The sequence below is a fragment of the Georgenia subflava genome (genome assembly GCF_009193155.1).
Taxonomy (GTDB): Bacteria; Actinomycetota; Actinomycetes; order Actinomycetales; family Actinomycetaceae; genus Georgenia; species Georgenia subflava.
The window spans coordinates 405,095-422,059 of the sequence record NZ_VUKD01000004.1; the positions used below are offsets into that span (position 1 = coordinate 405,095).

The window sequence follows — 16,965 nt, forward strand, 5'->3', positions numbered from 1 at the left end:
ATCACCGCCGGCTGTGCTCGCCCCACTCGTCGGCCAGAAGCGCGTAGCCCATGCCGTCGAGCCACCCGTCGGTCCGGTGGAGCGACTCCCGGACCGTGTAGAGCTCTCGGCGCATGCCGAGGCGCTCCATGAGCCGCCACGACGGCTCGTTGGCGGCGAAGCAGTTCGCCGTCACCCGCCGCAGGCGGAGGTCCGCGAAGCAGATCCGGAGGAGCTCGCGCACCGCCTCGGTGGCGTAGCCGCGGCCGGCGTAGTCCGGGTGCAGCGACCAGCCGAGCTCGGCCTGCACGCCGCGTGCGTGCTCGGCCACCTCGGCCTGGGCCCATGCGTCCTCGACCGCGACCATGAGATCGCCGACGACGACGCCGTCGAGCTCGACGACGAGCGTCTTCGCCAGCGATGCCGGTTCCTCGAACTGCACCCGATAGGCCTCGAACGTCTCAGGCGCCCGGGTGAGCCAGCGGTTGACGACCTCGAGCCGGCGGTAGCGCCACGTCGCCTCGGCGTCGGCCGGCGTCGCCGGCCGGATCGCCAGACGGTCGGTGTGCACGGGCCACGCCACGGCTGCGAGCGGCGACGGATCGGCAGACATGGTCACCAGCATGACAGCGCCCCGGGACGGAGGATGCTCCACCCTGCGGCGTCAGGGTGGAGCCGAAAGGTGGATCACGGGAGCTGCGCCGTCGCCGTAGCGTCGAAGCGTGACCGAGATACAGCGCTGGGACCTCACTGTGCGCGGCAGGCGCCACCGGGTCGAGATCACCGGTGGCGCGCCACGGACCGTCCGGTGGTACGCCGACGACGACCTCCTCGCGACGCGGACGACCGCCGACGACACCGTCCGCCTGGCGCCGGAGGACGGTGGCACCGAGGCGGTCAGGGTGAAGTTCACGGCCCTGGGGCGCACCCGGCGCGTGACGCTCTTCGAGGACACCGCGGAGCAGGACGCCGAGGCACAGGCACTGCTCGGGCTCGGCGGCATCGACCTCGATCCCGAGGCCGGGTCGCCGGCCGCGCTGCGCGAGCAGCGGATCCGTGAGCACCCCGGCCGGTACGCGGCGATCGCGGCGGCGGGCGGCGTCGCCAAGGTGGTCGTCCCGCTGGTGCTCAGCCTGCTGGCGGTGCGGTTCGTCGTCGACCTGCCATGGCCGAGCTGGGACATCCCCTGGCCCGAGATCGACCTCCCGAGCATCCCGTGGCCGGACATCGACCTGCCGGACATCGACCTGCCGGACTGGCAGGCGCCGGCATGGCTCGCGTGGATCCTCGAGCGCGCCAGGTTCGTCTGGCCCGTGGTCCTCGCCCTCGTCCTCGCCAGGGGAGAGATCGCCCGCCGGCGCAAGCAGGACGCGCTCAAGGCCGAGCTGGCCGGCCAGGCCGACGACGAGTCCGGGTCGACAATGCCCGCCGAGCCGGCGGACCGGGACACCACGCCGTAGCCCCGACGGCGCCCGGACGGCCGGTGCCCGCTACCGGCGGTGGGCCCGCAGCCAGGTCAGCACGGCGAGCACCCGGCGGTGGTCGTCGGCCGACGGCGGGAGGTCGAGCTTGTCGAAGATCGAGGACACGTGCTTCTCGACGGCCTTCTCGGACACGAAGAGCTCGCGGGCGACGGCCGCGTTGGTGCGCCCCTGCGCCATCTGCTCCAGCACCTCCCGCTCCCGCGGGGTGAGCCGGTCCAGCGGGCTCGCACGCCGGCGGACCATGAGCTGGCGGACCACCGTGGGGTCGAGGACCGTGCCGCCGGCGACCACACGCTCGAGCGCGTCGGAGAGCTCGGCGAGCGAGGCGACGCGGTCCTTGAGCAGGTAGCCGAGGCCGCCGTCGCCGCTGGCCAGGAGGTCCTCGGCGTAGGACTCCTCGACGTACTGCGACAGCACGAGGACAGCCGTGCCGGGCAGCTCGGTGCGGATCTCCGCCGCCGCCCGCAGCCCCTCGCTGGTGAAGGTCGGCGGCATCCGCACATCCGCGACCACGACGTCGGGCCGGTGCCGGCGGGCCTCGGCGACGAGGGCCTCGCCGTCGCCGACCGCCGCCACCACCTCGCAGCCCGCCTCGGCGAGCAGCCGGACCAGCCCCTCGCGGAGGAGGACCGAGTCCTCGCCGAGCACCACCCTCACGGAGTCAAACTACCGGCCGACAGGGATCCGTCCGGTCACGACCGTGCCACCGCCGTCGGGGCTGCGGACCTCGAGCGTGCCGTCCAGGCCGGCGAGGCGGTCCGCGAGACCGGACAGCCCGTGCCCCTTGCCCAGGTGCGCACCACCGTCACCGTCGTCCGCCACCGTCACCGTGACGACGTCGCCCGAGCGCGTGACCTCGACGTCGATCTCGCCGGCGCCGCTGTGCTTGGCGGCGTTGGTGAGGGCCTCGACGACGAGGAAGTAGGCCGCGTTCTCGCGCGGCCGGAGGAGCCGCTCGCCGTCGAGGTCCACGCGCAGCCGCACCGGGATCGGGCTCTGCGCGGCGGCGGCGCTGAGGGCCGCCTCGAGCCCGCGGTCGGCCAGGACGGGCGGGGCGATCCCGCGGGAGAGGGCGCGGAGCTCGGCGACGCTCTCCTGGACCTGGAGCACGGCCTGGTCGACCAGCTCGCGTGCGGCAGGCGTGTCGTTCTCGGCCAGGCGACGCTGCGCCGCCTGCAGGTCCATGGAGGTGCGCAGGAGGCGCTGCTGGGGTCCGTCGTGGAGGTCGCGCTCGATGCGACCCAGGGTGTCCGCCTCGGCGTCGACCGCTGCCGAGCGGCTGCTGGACAGCGCATCCACCTGCTCGCGGAGCCGCGCGGCGTGCGTGGCGCCGAGCGTCGCGTACGCCAGCCCGTGCTCCAGCGCGAACGCCGCCCGGACGACGAAGGGCAGCAGGAGGAGGAAGACCAGGCCGACGGCGGTGCTCAGGACGACGTCGGCCGTGCGGCCGGGGTACCCCAGGAGGTCCGCGAGCGAGGTGTTGTCGACCGGGAGGAACTGCTCCCACACCACGTAGGTCAGCCCACCGAGCGCGACGGACCACCAGGTGACGAGAAGGACGAACGTGAAGGTGGAGACCGGGAAGCGCAGGAACGCGTGCAGCAGATCGAGCCAGCTCTGGCCGTGACGCAGGCGCGCGAGCACCCGTGCCAGGCCGCGCTTCTCGCGGCGGAACGGCTGCGTGGGCGGTAGCGGCCGGCCGACAGCGGCGAACCGGCGCCGCTCGAGGTCGCCGAGGCCCTGGGCGACGAACAGGGTGCCCGCGACGACGAACAGCCCGACGAAGATGATCAGCAGGCCGGCGCCGAGCGCCACCCCGGTGACAGCGACGACGAAGGCGACGATCGCCAGCGGGAACGAGGCGAGGAGGAAGGCGGACTCGCGGCCCAGACGGGCGAGGAGCCCGGTCCGGGGGAGCGGCTGGTGGATGGGGATGGTCATGGTCTCGGTGCTCATGGAACCACTCTCCAGCGCCCGGCAGGTGCCTCCCAGTGTGCCCGCACCCGAACGGGGGTAGGGACAACCCCCCGAGATCACGTGGACGCCCGGTACACCCCGGCTCCGGGTCTCCGGCGGCCGTAGCCTGTCCGCATGAGAGTGCGCGGGCTCGCGTGGCGAGGGCTGTACGAGGTGCTCGCCGTGCGGATCCGCCGGTCCGAGTGGGCTTTCATGAACTACGGCTACGCACCCCCGCCAGGAGGTCCACCCCTGCTCCTGGACGCTGCCGACGAGCCCGACCGGCTGTGCATCCAGCTCTACGACCACGTCCTCGGGGACACGCCGCTACAGGACGCCGACGTGCTGGAGGTCGGCTGCGGACGCGGTGGCGGCGCCTCGTACATCGCTCGTGACCGCGGCCCGCGGAGGACGACGGCGGTGGACTTCTCCCGCAGCGCGATCGCCCTGTGCCGACGGTACCGGCACGGCCCCGGGCTCACGTTCACCTGGGGGGACGCGCTGGACCTGCCGTTCCCGGACGGCTCCTTCGACGCCGTCGTCAACGTGGAGTCGTCCCACTGCTACGGCTCGATGGAGCAGTTCCTCGCGGAGGTGCACCGGGTGCTCCGGCCGGGCGGCCACCTCCTCTTCGCCGACCTGCGGTCCGCGGATGGCGCGACCACGCTCCGGGACCAGCTCGGCGCGAGCCGGCTGGAGGTCGTCGAGACGCACGACATCACCCCGCGCGTGCTTGCCGCGCTCGATCTGGACGACGACCGCAGGCGCAGCCTCGTCGGGACGTGGATACCCCGCGCGTTCCGTCGCCCTTTCAGCCGCTTCGCCGGTCTGCGGGGCACCCGGACCCACGCGCGGCTGACCGAGCGCGAGACCCGGTACCTCAGCGCCCGCCTGGTCAAGCCGGGGGCGCCAGCTCGCGGGGCCCACGCGCAGCCGTGACCGACGCGAGCCGGCCCGCGGGGAAGCCGTCACTCCTGATCGGTCGGACCACGTCCTGGGGCGGCGAGCGGGACGGCGAGGGTGCCACGAGCGGCACGGACGAGGAGCACGACGCTGAGAACGGGCAACCAGAGCCCGAACGCGAACAACCCGAAGGCGGGGACGGCGACGGAGACCAGCGAGGCCGCGGCGACCACGAGCCCCACGTATCCCAGCCAGCGGGGCAGGAGGCGGGTCCGCAAGGCGAGGACCGACACCGCGAGGACCAGCAGGCCACGAGGGATGCCGGCGACGTCCCCGAAGGTCTCGCCGAGCCGCCCGATCGGCTCCAGCGCGAGGAGAGTGCCGTCGTCGTACGCGGCGAGCGTGCCGTCGTCGTCAGCCAGCACCAAGGGGATCGCGTCCAGGCTCGCCTGGAGCGTCAGCCACACTGCGACCACCGCGCCGCACACGATCGCCAGGTCGCTCCAGAACCGGCGGGGCGTCTCGGCCGGGCGCAGCAGGGAGTTCAGCGCCGCGACGAGGACGAGGACGGCACCCACGCCGACCAGCTGTCCCGCCACGGCCCAGGTGAGGGCGTCGAAGCTCTCCTCCACGTGGCGGCGGACCGCTTCACCGGACGCGCCGCCCGCGGGGTAGCCCGGGGAGTCGACCCAGAACGCCGCAGCGGTGACAAGTCCAGCGCACCCCGCAAGGAGCCCGGCGCGCCGCAAACCCAGATCGTCGGCGACCGTTGCCGTCATGATGACGCCTCTCGCGCGTGGCGGCGCCCACCACACCGCCACGTCCGAGTATGCGCTCCACGCCACCTGACGTGGTACCCCATGGTCTCGACTGCTCTCACCGTCCCCGTCCTCGTCATGGGCGTCGGATCTTGCGTCGGTCAGCCGGCGTCGACTCGCCCTTGCCCGGCCTCCCCGGCACCATCGACCCGACACCACCCTGAGGAGAACGAACCATGACCCACGGTGCTCCCTCGTCGGAGCCGGCCCGATGATCCGGCTCGGCGCCATCGCCGACGACCTCACCGGCGCCACCGACCTGGCCATCACCCTGACCGCCGCCGGGTTCCGCTCGGCCGTCGTCGTCGGCCACGAGGCGGTCACCACGGAGCTCGGTGAGCAGGCCGACGCGGTGGTCGTCGCCCTGAAGTCGCGCACGTCCCCGGTCGACCAGGCCGTGAGCGCCTCCCTGGCCGCTCTCGACGCCCTGCAGCGGATCGGCGCCGAGCGCTTCTACTTCAAGTACTGCTCGACCTTCGACTCCACCCCGGAGGGCAACATCGGCCCCGTCACGGAGGCCCTGCTCGACGCCCTCGACGAGGACGCAACCGTTGTGTGCCCGTCGTTCCCGGCGAACGGCCGCACGGTCTACCAGGGCCACCTCTTCGTCGGCTCGCAGCCGCTGGACGAGAGCCCGATGCGTCACCATCCCCTGACACCGATGACGGACTCGAATCTCGTGCGCCTCATGGCGGCCCAGACGAGGGCGACGGTGGGACTGGTGCCGCTCCAGGAGGTGCACCGCGGGTCCTCGGCCCTCCGAGAGGTCCTCATGAGCCGCGCCCGCGACGGAGTGCGGCACCTGGTGGTCGACGCGGTCACCGACGACGACCTCAGGACCGTCGCCGAGGCCGCCGGTCACCTCAAGCTCCTCACCGGCGGCAGCGGTCTCGCCCAAGGGCTCGACGGGCCGCGTGCCCGGGCGCAGGAGCCGATCACGGTGCGTGACCGGCGTCGAGTCGTCCTCTCCGGCAGCGCGTCGAGCATGACCCAGACCCAGGTGCGCCACGGCCTGGAGGAAGGCGACGGGGTGCAGCTGGACCCGAGCGCCCTGCGGGCCGACCTCGCCGGCTGCGTGGGAGGGATCGTCGCGCGCGCACTCGCCGGACCTGCCACCCCGTTCGTCGTCTACGCGACGGCCGCGCCGTCCGACGTGCGCAACCTCGACGACGCGCCGCTGATCGAGGAGGCGCTCGGTGCGATCGCCCACGACCTCGTGGATCGGGGGGTGGACTCCCTCGTCGTGGCCGGCGGCGAGACCTCGGGCGCCGTCGTCAGCGCGCTGGACATCACCGACCTCAGGCTCGGGCCGACACTCAGCCCGGGCGTGGCGTGGGCGCGCGCGGCCCGTCGGTCGGGGGATGACGTCATGGTCGTTCTCAAGTCCGGCAACTTCGGCGGTGCCGACCTCTTCACCACGGCCTGGGACGGTGTCGCGTGACTGCAGGCGACCCGGACGCGAACGCCGCCGAGCTCCTGTGCGAGGCCGGCCGGCGCGTCGTCGACCTCGGGCTGAGCCCAGGCAGCTCGGGCAACATCTCGGTCCTGGTGGACGGGCACATCCTGATCAGCGCGACCGGCACCTCGCTCGGCGCCCTGCGGCCGGACGACCTGTCCACCATCGGCCTCGACGGTGCCCTCGGCGACGGACCGAAGCCCTCGAAGGAGTACCCACTCCACCTCGAGATGTACCGCCGTGAAACCTCCGCCAGGGCGGTGGTGCACCTGCACTCCCCGGCCGCGACCGCCGTGTCCTGCCTCTCGCCGTGGTCCGAGCACTCGGCCCTGCCTCCGATCACGCCCTACCTCGTCATGCGGGTCGGACAGGTGCCACGCGTGCCGTACGCCGCGCCCGGCAGCCGCAGGCTCGCCGAGAACCTGGCGACCGTACCCGGCGAGCTCCGCGCCGCACTGCTTGCCAACCACGGATCCATTACCTCCGGGCGCGACCTCGAGGCGGCGATCGACGCGGCCATCGAGATCGAAGAGGCCGCGCGGATAGTCGTCGCGTTGTGCGGGCGCGAGGTCGACCTGCTCAGCAGGCAGGACGTCGACGAGCTCACGGCACGGTACGGGACCGTCTGGGACTGGTGAACAGCCGGTGCCAGCCGGCGAGCAGGACGTAGGGAATCGTCCGGTTCAGCGCTTTCGGTAGACCGCGCCGCGGTGTCCGGCACGGAGAACCAGGACGACCAGTCGATCGTCCTCGATCTCGTAGATCACGCGATAGTCGCCCGTCCGGACGCGCCACTCGCCGGTGCCGCCGACGAGGCGTGTCGCGGCCGGTGGGCCGGGATTCTCGGCCAAGAGCTCGAGCACGGCCTGGATCCTCCGTCGAACGGGTGGATCGAGCTTGCGGAGCTCGCGGGCAGCGGCCGGCGAGAGGACGACGTCGTAGGTCACGACAGGCCCAGGTCCGCCTTGACCTCTTCCCAGGGGATGGGTTCCTGCGCCGTCGCTCGCATCTCCTCACGGGCGGCCTCGGCGGCGAGGACATCTTCCATGTCCTCGGCCAGCTCGGTGATGCGGTCGAGCTCTGCCGCATCGATGATCGCTGCGACCCGTTTGCCCCGGCGGGAGATGTAGACGGGACGATGGTTGGTGGTCGCCTGCTCGATGACGGCGGCGAGCCGCTCCCTCGCCTGAGAGACGCTCAGCTGGTTCATCCCGCTCATGGACGGATCGTACAACTGAGGATCTAAGTGTACGAGAGTGCGACGGTCGCACCTGCCATGCGTGGACGGTCCAATCTGCGCTGGAAGGCCCCGTCCGTCGGTGCGGCGGTGGCCGGCCTCAACTTCCGGCCACGGGGCGCGGTAGCGTCACGTCCATGCTGGGGACCGTGCGTTCCGCCCTGCGGGAGCCGCTCGCCGGCCGGCGGCTCATCACCCCGCTCGCGGCCCTGTTCTTCCTGGCCGCCGCGGTCGACACCGGCCGGTGGTGGGAGCTCGCCCTGCTGGCAGTGCCGGTCGCACTGTTCGGGATCTGGTACGTCCGGCCGCGCTTCCTGCCCGTGCTCGCCGTCGTGACGCCGGTGACGGTCTGCCTCGCCCTGTGGGACGGCGGGCTCGAACCCGGGGTGTTCCTGGTCTCGCTGCTCGCGCTGACCGTCTCGGCGTGGGCGGACAACCGCGTCTTCGCGGCAGTGGTCGTGGTCGCCTGCCTGCTGACGCCCGTGGTCGTGGACGTCCTCTCGCCGGAGGCCCACATCGTGTGGGGCATCTGGATGCTCGGCATCATGTTTCCCGCAGTGCTGGGCCTGACCGTCCGGCGGCTCGAGCACGTCACGGCCGAGCTCGCCCGTGCCCGCCACGAGCTCGCCGAACGGGCGGTCGTCGACGAGCGCCAGCGCATCGGCCGCGACGTGCACGACCTGGTCGGGCACGGGCTCGCCGCCGTCATGCTCCACATCACGGGCGCCCGGCACGTGCTGCGCCGCGACGTCGACGCCGCGGACGAGGCGCTGCGTACCGCGGAGGAGGCGGGTCGGGCGAGCATGCAGGAGCTGCGCCGCACCGTCGAGCTGCTCAGGCGTGATGACGAGACCACCGGCGCGAGCGCGCCGGGCGGGGCCGACCCGCCCGCGCCGGGGCTCGGCCAGATACCCGACCTGGTCGCCACCTACCGGGCGGCCGGCCTGCCGGTGCGGCTCCGGTCCACCGGTGACCTCGACATTCCCGACGGCGGCCTCGACGTCCCGGCGACGGTGGGCCTGACGGCATACCGCATCGCGCAGCAGGCCCTGGCGAACGCGGCGCAGCACGCGCCGGAGGCGGCCACGACAGTCACCGTCGAGGTCACCGGCACCGCCGTCCGCCTCGGCTTCGACACCGTCGGACCGACGAGGGCCGGCGTGCCTGGGCACGGTCACGGGCTCGTCTCCATGCGCGAGCGGGCGCGGGTGGCCGGCGGAGCGCTCTCTGCCGGCCCGACCGCTACGGGCTGGTCGGTGCGGTGCACGCTGCCGCTCGACCCCGCGGCAGACGCCGGCCCCGCCGAGACGGACGGATGGATCACCGGCGCCGGGCCGGGCGGGCAGCACGACCCCGCCGAGCCGGCCGCCATGCCGGGCGAGGAGGCCCGGCCGTGATCCGGGTGGTGCTCGCCGACGACCAGCAGATCGTGCGGGCGGGCGTGGCCCGCATCCTCGGGCCCGGGGACGGGTTCGAGGTCGTCGCCGAGTGCCGGGACGGCTCCGAGGTCGTCGCTGCCGTGCGCGCGAGCAGTCCGGACCTGGTCGTCATGGACGTGCGGATGCCGGGTGTCGGCGGGCTCGAGGCCACGCGGCTCGTGCGTGCCGAGCCGGACCCGCCGCCGGTGCTCGTCCTCACCACGTTCAGCGACGACGACGTGCTCTGGGGAGCGCTCGAGGCCGGGGCAGGCGGCTTCGTGCTCAAGGACACGACGGCGACCGATCTGATCGCGGCCGCCCGCGCCGTCGCAGCCGGGGCGGCCTGGTTCGACCCGGCAGTCACCCCTCGGGTGCTGTCCGCCTACCGCGGCTCGGTCGCGCCCGCCCAGCGCGACGTCCGCAGGCTCGAGGCCCTCTCCGACCGCGAGCTCGAGGTGCTGCGGCAGATGGCCCGCGGAGCCACGAACCGGGAGATCGCCGCGTCGCTCGTGGTCAGCGAGGGGACGGTGAAGTCCCACGTCGGCGCGATCTTCACCAAGCTCGATGTGCGCGACCGAGCCGCGGCGATCGTGCTGGCCTACGACCGCGGCGTCGTCACCCCGGGCGGATGAACCGACTCAGACCACGGTCCAGGTCCAGGTCTGGACCGCAGGGGGAGGTCCGCCGTCGCCGCGCGCGCCAGCATCGTGACCATGACCGCCACGACCCGCACCGCTCCACACCCACCGGCGCGACGCCTAACGAGGCCGCCCGCGCGCGGCCCACGCCGGGGACGTCGGCTGTGGGGCCTCGTCACCTTCTTGTCGCTCGGCGTCGTCGGGTACGCGGTGGTGGTCTACTTCGGGTTCGACCCGTCGAGGTCGACGGTCGAGCTGCGCGAGGACGTGCCCTGGCACTACGCCGTGCTGATGGGGCACATCGTCACGGCGGCCGTCGCGCTCGCCGTCGGACCGCTGCAGCTGTCTCGGCGCATCCGGGCGCACCGGCGGGTGCACCGCTGGATCGGGCGGACCTACCTCTTCGCCGGCGTGCTGCCCTCGGTGGTGTTCGGCGTGCCGGCCGCGATCCTCTCGACCCAGGGGGCGGGGGCCGCCGCGGGGCTCCTCGTGGGCGACGTCGCATGGGGCGTGACCGCCGTCGTCGCCTACCGCGCCGCCCGGCAGCGGCGGTACCGCGACCACGCGCGGTGGATGGTCCGGAACTTCGCTCTGACTTTCGCGGCTGTGACGTTCCGGGTGTGGCTGCCGCTGCTGATCCTCGCGCAGGTCCCGTTGCTGGAATCGGTGCATGGCGGGGACTTCGACGCCCTGTTCACCGTGGCGTACACGGCCACCTGCTGGCTGGCGTTCCTGCCGAACCTGGCCGTCGTCATGCTGATCCAGCGACGCCAGGGCGTGCCGAGCAGATGACGGTGGCCGCCAAGTAGGGCCCCCACCGTGGCCGCTACTGAGGGCTGACGCCCGCGGGGTGCCGCAACGCCGCGCCCCATCCTTGAAGTTGCCGTGCCGTCACGTCCGGCAGTCAGTGTCAACCGATACGGTCCGAGCACGGTGGCGTCATTGAGGTGCGGTCATCGTGTGGCTGGGAAGATCCAGCCTCGTTAATACGCTATGCTGTAACGAGATCGGTGACAGGATGCAGGTTCGGTACGACGACAAGTCGCTCGAGCGGCTGTGCACTGATGAGAGAGAGATGAAGAGGAAGCGCGCCGATATCGCACGGAAACTCCCGTTGCGTATCAAGGCGCTTGAGGCAGCACCGAACGTCGGAGCGCTGAGGCAGTTCGACCCGCTGGGTAACTGGCACCCGCTGACCGGGAATCGTGTCGGTACGTGGGCGGGATCGGTTAGCCGCAACCACCGCATCATCATCCGCCCGGAGGGCGGTAACCCTGGCGTCGAATCCGTCACGGTCACCGTGCTCGAGGCAGGCGAGGACTACCACTAGAAGGAGGGGCGAGCACGATGGCGACGACCAACTACGCAGTTCCCCCTGGTGCCTTCCTGGAGGAGTGGCTCGACGACGAGGCCATGACCCAGGGGGAGGCTGCCGCACGACTCGGCTGCAGCCGCAAGCAGATCAACGAGATCGTCAACGGTCGTGCCCCCGTCACCGCAGACACGGCCTCACGGCTGGCCCGTCTGACGAGTGTCCCGACGGACGCCTGGCTGCGGTACGAGGCCCTCTACCGTGCTGACCTTGCGCGCATCCGTGACGAGGAGACTCTCGCCCAGTACGTGGACGCCATCCACCCTGGCGCCGCGTCCTATCTGCGCGAGGTCGGCGCGACGAGGGCCACGAGACGCCGGCCGGGCGAACTCGTCTCCGACTTCCTCGCGTTCCATCGGTGCGGCACGTGGGAGGCGTACGAGCAGCTCCAGCACACCGAGTCGTCAGGTGACTACGCCCTCGCCGCATTGACGGAGAGCAGGGCAGATCTTGATCCGACCCTGCTCTCTACGTGGGTGCGCGCCGGTGAGCTCGATGAGCGGTTCGAACTCGGACGCCGCGGCGACTATGACGAGCGCGAACTTCGCGCCTTGCTGCCCGAACTACGCGAGCGCACGGCCAGACCGGACCAGAAGCTGCTGGCCGACGTCGGCCAGATCCTGCGTCGGGCCGGCGTCGTCTTCATGCTGATCTCGCCGCCCAGGGGACTTCCGCTGTACGGCGTGACTCGCTGGATCGACAAGCAGGTACCCATCATCCAGCAGAGCGGGCGCCGCCAGCATGACGGGTTCGTCATCTGGACCCTGTTCCACGAGATCGGACATGTTCTGAACGATCCGCGCGGTGAGCTTCATGTGGAGTACTCCACGAAGAAGATGCGCACCTCGGTCGCCGAGAGGTCCGCCAACCAGTTTGCCCTCGACACGCTGTTCGGTCCGGAGGGGTTGGCGCCGTTCAGCGACCTGAGGTACGACCGTGAGATCCGTGACACGGCTGCACGCATCGGTGTGGCCCCAGGGGTTGCCGTGCAGCAGATGCACCGCAACCGCATCCTTGACTACTCCCGTGGCAACAGGCTTTTCGTCGACGTCGGCACCGCCGAGTAGGCGACGGTGGACTCGCCGCGCCATTCCAGCGCATCGGCGTGGTGAGCGGGAGACGGACGTGGACTCGAGGCTCTGGGAGACGATGACCCGGGATCTTCCGCCTATGGCGAGGCACGTTCAGGACATCCTTGGCCGCTGAGCGGCGGATCGCTCCTCGTCGGCAGCTGGTCGCCGTCAGCCGCGGAGCGTCTGGCCGTGCCGGCAGGCGACGGCGGCCGCCCCGTGAGGGAACGGCCGCCGCCGGTCACGCCTTACCCACAGCCTCCTGGCGGTCCGGACCGAAAGCCTCCTGGCGGTCCGGGCAGTGCGGTCAGGAGGCCCGGCGCACGTCGATCGCGCTGACGACCGGAACGTTCTTCAGGCCGGTGAAGCCGATCTCGATGCCGTCGCCCGACGCGGTGACCGTGGTGGTCACGTCGTACGGCGTGTGCTGACCGACCTTCGCGACGAGGTCCAGCCCGGTCTCCAGCGCCTCGCCGTTGACGGCGACGTCGAAGATCCGCCACCCCTCGGGCACCTGCACGGAGCCGTCCGGCGCGGGCACCGCCGTGCCGTCGCCCCCGGTGTCACCGGCGGAGGTGATCTCGGCGAACCGCAGCGTCACCTCGTAGGTGCCGTCGGGCACGTCGAAGCGGTAGCCGGACATGCCCTTGCGGTAGGTCTGGTAGAGCGGGTCCTCCTCGGTGCCGTTGACCCAGTTGTTCTTCATCCACCCGTAGCCGGCGGTGAAGTCCTCGGTCACGGCGCCGAACCCGCCCGGGGCGTACTCGCGGTCCTCGAGCCAGACCGTGCCGTCCGGGTCCTCGTACTGCACGATCGCACCGGCCGAGACGCTGAGCCGCTCGAACGGCACGTCCGGGTCGGCGAGCGTGGGGGAGTGGTACGTGAAGCGCACGGTCTTCTCGTCCGTCAGCGTTGCGCCGGACGGGGCCGTGCCGACGGCGGCCAGGTGGTTCTCGCCGTCGACGAACGGCACCATCCAGGAGACGTACCCGATGGAGTCGGTCGCCTTCGTGCCGAGCGAGGTGCCGTTGTGGACGAGCTCGACCTCGTCGGCGTTGGAGTAGACCGTGACCGTCTGCTCGATCGGCTGGTACCCGCTCGCGCCGTCGGAGCCCACGCCCGCCCGGTTGTCCCACAGCCCGGCGGCGATGTGCAGGACGTCGACGCCGCGCCAGGCCTGCATGAGGTGGTAGACGGGCTTGGGCGTGCGGTCGGTGAGCATGAGCCCCTTCATGTTCACGTGCGGGACCGAGCCCGTGCGTGACTCCGAGCCGAAGTCGAACTGCGACCAGTACGTGGTCCCGGCGAGCCAGGGCCGCTCGTCGATCTGGCGCAGGTAGCTCTCGAGGAAGTACTGCTGGAACTCGGTGGACTGGTCCTGGTAGATCCGCTGGCCGGCGAGCTCGGGCAGGTCGCCGGGGACGACCTTGTGGAGCCGGGGGTCGGAGTCCGCGCCGAACTCCGAGACCCACACCACCCGGTCCGGGTACGTCGCGTGCTGCTCGTCGAGCCACGGCCCGAACTGCTCGGCCCTGCCGCCGTACCACCCGTGATAGAGGTTCCATCCCCAGATGTCCGGGATGTCCGCGATGCCGGCCTCGTTGTAGGCGTTCGACTGGTGGCCGACCATCGCCGTCAGACGGTCGGTGCCCTCGGCACGCAGCGCGTTCTCGCCCTGCTGGAGCATGTCCCGGGTCCACTCGAAGTAGTTCTCCGGCTGCGGGTCCGGACGGCGCAGCAGGATCTCGTTCATCGTCCCGAAGACGAGGATCGACGGGTGGTTGAAGTGCTGCCTGGCCATGTCGCGGATGTTGCTCACGTGGTTGTCGATGAACGGCTGGGTGAGGATGGCTCGGTTGACCATCGGTGCCTCCTCCCAGATCGCCAGGCCGAGCTCGTCGGCGGCCTCGAGGACGGCGGGCGCCTGCGGATAGTGGGCGAGCCGGATGACGTTGGCGCCCATGTCCTTGATGATCTGCAGGTCGCGGATGTGGTCGGCGTCGGACAGGGCGTTGCCCTTGCCGACGATGTCCTGGTGACGGTTGGTTCCACGCAGCGGGTAGCTCTTGCCGTTGAGGTAGAAGCCACCGTCGGCGTGGGCGGAGAACCAGCGCACGCCGAGCGGCGCGTCGACGCGGTCGCGTCGGCCCTGGCCGGAGTCGACGACGGTGACGACGCGGTACAGGTACGGCGACTCCGGCGACCACAGGTGCGGGTCCTTGATGGCGGGCAGGTGGAGCGTGAACTGGGCAGTGCCCCATGCCTCGAGCCGTACCGTCTGGCGGAGCTCGGCGACCGTGACTCCGTCGGCGTCGACGACGGCGCTGTGCACCTGCGCGGAGGTGGGTCGGTCGGAGTCGTTGACGACTCGCCCGCGCGTGCGGACGGCGGCACGGGACACCGTCGCCAGGGGCGTGTCGACCCTGACTCCCGGCGAGGCGTGGTCGAGGACGTCGAGGTGGACCTCCTCGGTGGCCACCAGCCAGACGTTGCGGTACAGGCCGCCGTAGAAGGTCCAGTCGCCGGAGAAGGGCGGGATGTCGTCGACATGGGTGTTGTCCACCCGCACGGCGACGACGGCCTCGCGGCCGGGCCCGACCCGGCGCAGCTGGTCGGTGATCTCGACGCTGAACGCGGTGTAGCCGCCGACGTGCCCGCCCACGCGCTCGCCGTCGACATAGACGTCGGCCACCTGGAAGGCGCCCTCGAAGTAGAGGAAGACGCGCTTGTCCTTGAGCTTTCCGGTCATCTTCACGCCGCGGCGGTACCAGCCCGGGCCGCGGTAGAAGCCGGCCTCGTCGTCGAGCGAGTCCTGGGCGTTCCACGTGTGCGGGACGGAGAGCTTCTCCCAGCCGGCGACGTCGGCGTCGGGTCGCTGGGCACCTGCCGGGTCGCCGAGCGTGTGCAGCCAGCCGTCGTTGAGCAGCTCGCGCTCGCGGTTGCGGGTGGCGTGCGGCGGGCGTCGGTTCTGCGCCTGGGCGGGCTGCGCCAGGATCGACAGCGCGGTACCGGCGGCCATGCCGGTCAGCACGGTCCGGCGGGAGACGCCGGCTCTTGCGGAGTTGGTCATCGTTGATTCCTTCCGTGGCTGACGCACCCCCTGCGCGTCAGCGCACCGACCATCGCCGTCGCGGGCGTCACATGGCAAGGCGGTTGCCATCAGTTGCCCGCGGACCGCCGCGGTGCGGTGGGCGGCGTCCGCCGTCGTTCCAGAGCCCGTGCCTGTGCTTGTGCCTGTGGACGAGCCACGTTGGTCAACTAGACTAAGCACCGTGGTGACCGAGGTGAACGTGCACGAGGCGAAGACGCACCTCTCGCGTCTGCTCAAGCAGGTCGAGGACGGCGAGCGTGTGGTCATCTCGCGCGGTGGCTCGCCCGTGGCCGATCTGGTCCAGCACGTGCGACCGCGCCTGACCGCGGGGTTGCTCAGGGGCCAGCTCCACTACGACTCCGAGACCTTCGACGACCCGGACCGTGCGCTCGCGCGCCAGATGGTCGACGGTCCCCTCGGTCCCGAAGCGGGCTGAGGTGCTGCTCGACAGCCACGTCCTGCTGTGGTGGATGGACGACGACTCACGGCTCGGCCCGCAGTCGCGGCGGTCCTTGAGCTCCGCCGCGCGTCCCTCCTTCTCTGCCGCGAGCATCTTGGAGCTCATGCTCGAGGTGCGCGAGGGAGGCCTGACCATCCCGGAGACGTTCGAGAGTGAGGTCCGGCGGAGCGGTCTGGACGAGATCCCGGTGACCGCCGAGCATGCGCGCGCCGTGCTGAGCTTCCCTGAGCTCGCCCGGCACGACCCCTTCGACAGCCTCCTCGTCGCGCAGGCGCACGCCGAGCGGCTGGAGCTGCTGACCGCGGACCGGGTCCTGCTGGCGCTCGACCTGCCGTTCGTCAAGGACGCGCGTGCCTGACCTGGACGACCTACCGGAAGCGACACGGGTATGAGGAAATGGCTGCTGCTCGCCGGGGCGATCGTCAGCGAGGTGATCGGCACCATGTCCCTGCGGGCGGTGATCGACAACCCCGCCTGGCTGCCCCTCGTCGTGGTCGCGTACCTGGCCGCCTTCACGCTGCTCGGGCTGACCCTGAGGACCGGTATGGCGCTCGGGGTCGCCTACGGCATCTGGGGCGCCTGCGGAGTGGCCCTCACCGCGGTGCTCGGTGCGCTGATCTTCGGCGAGTACCTCAGCGTCACCGCGGTGGTGGGCATCGCCGTCATCATCGTGGGCGTCATCGTCGTCGAGACCGGTGCGCACCGGCCCGGGCCGGACTCCCGAGCCACCGAGCCCACCGAGGCCACCGCGTGAGCTGGGTGTGGTTGGCCGCAGCCATCGTGGCCGAGCTGGCCGGCACGCTCAGCCTCCGCGCCTCGGACGGCCTGCGCGAGCGCGCCTGGCTCGTCCCGGTCGTGGCGGGCTACGCGGTCGCGTTCACGTTCCTCGGCCTCGCGCTGCGTGCGGGCATGCCGGTCGGGGTCGCCTACGGCATCTGGACGGCCACCGGCATCGCGCTGATCGCGCTGCTCGCGCGAGCCATCTGGCAGGAGCCACTCACGCGGCGGATGCTCGCCGGGATCGCGCTCATCACGCTGGGCGTCGTCCTCGTCGAGATCGGGTGAACGCCAGCTCCGTCCGAA

General features: G+C 71.7%; 20 protein-coding genes. 13 read left to right on the top strand and 7 right to left on the bottom strand.

All coding sequences use genetic code 11. The annotated features are described in order from the left end of the window. Position 1 precedes the first annotated feature (1 nt). On the bottom strand, positions 2-592 hold the full coding sequence (locus tag GD748_RS15230; RefSeq protein WP_152196068.1) for a GNAT family N-acetyltransferase: 591 nt from the start codon (positions 590-592) through the stop codon (positions 2-4). Positions 593-701: 109 nt separating this feature from the next. On the opposite strand from GD748_RS15230, the gene GD748_RS15235 reads away from it, so the two are divergent. Then, positions 702-1,439 (top strand): hypothetical protein, encoded by a 738-nt coding sequence (locus tag GD748_RS15235; protein ID WP_152196069.1) that lies wholly within the window; start codon positions 702-704, stop codon positions 1,437-1,439. A gap of 30 nt (positions 1,440-1,469) precedes the next feature. On the opposite strand, the gene GD748_RS15240 is transcribed toward GD748_RS15235, so the two are convergent. Continuing rightward, complete coding sequence (locus tag GD748_RS15240; RefSeq protein WP_152196070.1) at positions 1,470-2,120, bottom strand: response regulator transcription factor; 651 nt, start codon at positions 2,118-2,120, stop codon at positions 1,470-1,472. Between the two features lie 9 nt (positions 2,121-2,129). Next, entirely contained in the window at positions 2,130-3,419 is a 1,290-nt protein-coding gene (locus GD748_RS15245; protein WP_226921418.1) for a sensor histidine kinase, read from the bottom strand. Positions 3,420-3,554: 135 nt separating this feature from the next. Between GD748_RS15245 and GD748_RS15250 the strand changes: the two genes are divergently transcribed. Beyond that, a complete protein-coding gene (locus tag GD748_RS15250) occupies positions 3,555-4,358 on the top strand; it encodes a class I SAM-dependent methyltransferase (protein WP_152196071.1) in 804 nt (267 codons plus the stop codon). A gap of 29 nt (positions 4,359-4,387) precedes the next feature. Here GD748_RS15250 and GD748_RS15255 read toward each other — a convergent pair whose 3' ends face one another. After that, positions 4,388-5,101, bottom strand: a complete 714-nt coding sequence (locus GD748_RS15255; protein ID WP_193312972.1) for a DUF4386 family protein — start codon at positions 5,099-5,101, stop codon at positions 4,388-4,390. Positions 5,102-5,351: 250 nt separating this feature from the next. Here GD748_RS15255 and otnK point away from each other — a divergent pair, with 250 nt between their 5' ends. Both otnK and GD748_RS15265 read left to right on the top strand, forming a co-directional pair. After that, positions 5,352-6,581 (top strand): 3-oxo-tetronate kinase, encoded by a 1,230-nt coding sequence (gene otnK / locus GD748_RS15260; protein WP_152196073.1) that lies wholly within the window; start codon positions 5,352-5,354, stop codon positions 6,579-6,581. Beyond that, positions 6,578-7,234, top strand: coding sequence for a class II aldolase/adducin family protein (locus tag GD748_RS15265; RefSeq protein ID WP_152196074.1), 657 nt, complete (start codon positions 6,578-6,580; stop codon positions 7,232-7,234). The genes otnK and GD748_RS15265 overlap by 4 nt, the downstream gene beginning before the upstream one ends. A 45-nt stretch (positions 7,235-7,279) precedes the next feature. Here GD748_RS15265 and GD748_RS15270 read toward each other — a convergent pair whose 3' ends face one another. Together GD748_RS15270 and GD748_RS15275 are read right to left on the bottom strand one after the other, a co-directional pair. Further along, entirely contained in the window at positions 7,280-7,543 is a 264-nt protein-coding gene (locus GD748_RS15270; RefSeq protein ID WP_152196075.1) for a type II toxin-antitoxin system RelE family toxin, read from the bottom strand. After that, positions 7,540-7,815, bottom strand: coding sequence for a type II toxin-antitoxin system Phd/YefM family antitoxin (locus GD748_RS15275; RefSeq protein ID WP_152196076.1), 276 nt, complete (start codon positions 7,813-7,815; stop codon positions 7,540-7,542). The genes GD748_RS15270 and GD748_RS15275 overlap by 4 nt, the downstream gene beginning before the upstream one ends. A gap of 155 nt (positions 7,816-7,970) precedes the next feature. Here GD748_RS15275 and GD748_RS15280 point away from each other — a divergent pair, with 155 nt between their 5' ends. The 5 genes from GD748_RS15280 to GD748_RS15300 all read left to right on the top strand — a co-directional run bounded on the left by GD748_RS15280 (position 7,971) and on the right by GD748_RS15300 (position 12,328). Further along, on the top strand, positions 7,971-9,230 hold the full coding sequence (locus GD748_RS15280; protein ID WP_152196077.1) for a sensor histidine kinase: 1,260 nt from the start codon (positions 7,971-7,973) through the stop codon (positions 9,228-9,230). Then, a complete protein-coding gene (locus tag GD748_RS15285) occupies positions 9,227-9,883 on the top strand; it encodes a response regulator transcription factor (RefSeq protein WP_226921420.1) in 657 nt (218 codons plus the stop codon). The genes GD748_RS15280 and GD748_RS15285 overlap by 4 nt, the downstream gene beginning before the upstream one ends. 81 nt (positions 9,884-9,964) lie before the next feature. Then, a complete protein-coding gene (locus tag GD748_RS15290) occupies positions 9,965-10,681 on the top strand; it encodes a DUF2306 domain-containing protein (RefSeq protein ID WP_152196079.1) in 717 nt (238 codons plus the stop codon). Between the two features lie 166 nt (positions 10,682-10,847). After that, positions 10,848-11,219, top strand: a complete 372-nt coding sequence (locus tag GD748_RS15295) for a type II toxin-antitoxin system RelE/ParE family toxin (protein ID WP_226921422.1) — start codon at positions 10,848-10,850, stop codon at positions 11,217-11,219. Between the two features lie 17 nt (positions 11,220-11,236). After that, positions 11,237-12,328 carry a HigA family addiction module antitoxin gene (locus tag GD748_RS15300; RefSeq protein ID WP_152196080.1) on the top strand — a complete coding sequence of 364 codons (1,092 nt, stop codon included), beginning with the start codon at positions 11,237-11,239 and terminating at the stop codon, positions 12,326-12,328. A 310-nt stretch (positions 12,329-12,638) separates the two neighbouring features. Here the strand turns inward: GD748_RS15300 and GD748_RS15305 are convergent, their stop codons facing one another. Then, the gene (locus GD748_RS15305) at positions 12,639-15,401 is read right to left on the bottom strand and encodes a glycoside hydrolase family 2 TIM barrel-domain containing protein (protein ID WP_193312973.1); all 2,763 of its coding nucleotides are present in this window, start codon (positions 15,399-15,401) and stop codon (positions 12,639-12,641) included. A gap of 202 nt (positions 15,402-15,603) precedes the next feature. On the opposite strand from GD748_RS15305, the gene GD748_RS15310 reads away from it, so the two are divergent. The 4 genes from GD748_RS15310 to GD748_RS15325 are packed head-to-tail and all read left to right on the top strand — an operon-like array spanning position 15,604 to position 16,947. Further along, positions 15,604-15,858 (top strand): type II toxin-antitoxin system Phd/YefM family antitoxin, encoded by a 255-nt coding sequence (locus GD748_RS15310; RefSeq protein WP_319593321.1) that lies wholly within the window; start codon positions 15,604-15,606, stop codon positions 15,856-15,858. 1 nt (position 15,859) lies between these two features. After that, positions 15,860-16,240, top strand: coding sequence for a type II toxin-antitoxin system VapC family toxin (locus tag GD748_RS15315; RefSeq protein ID WP_226921424.1), 381 nt, complete (start codon positions 15,860-15,862; stop codon positions 16,238-16,240). A gap of 30 nt (positions 16,241-16,270) precedes the next feature. Then, on the top strand, positions 16,271-16,636 hold the full coding sequence (locus GD748_RS15320; RefSeq protein ID WP_152196083.1) for a DMT family transporter: 366 nt from the start codon (positions 16,271-16,273) through the stop codon (positions 16,634-16,636). Continuing rightward, positions 16,633-16,947: a DMT family transporter gene (locus GD748_RS15325; protein WP_152196084.1), complete on the top strand. Its 315-nt coding sequence runs from the start codon at positions 16,633-16,635 to the stop codon at positions 16,945-16,947. Before GD748_RS15320 ends, GD748_RS15325 begins: the two co-directional genes overlap by 4 nt. The last annotated feature ends 18 nt before the right edge of the window (positions 16,948-16,965 follow it).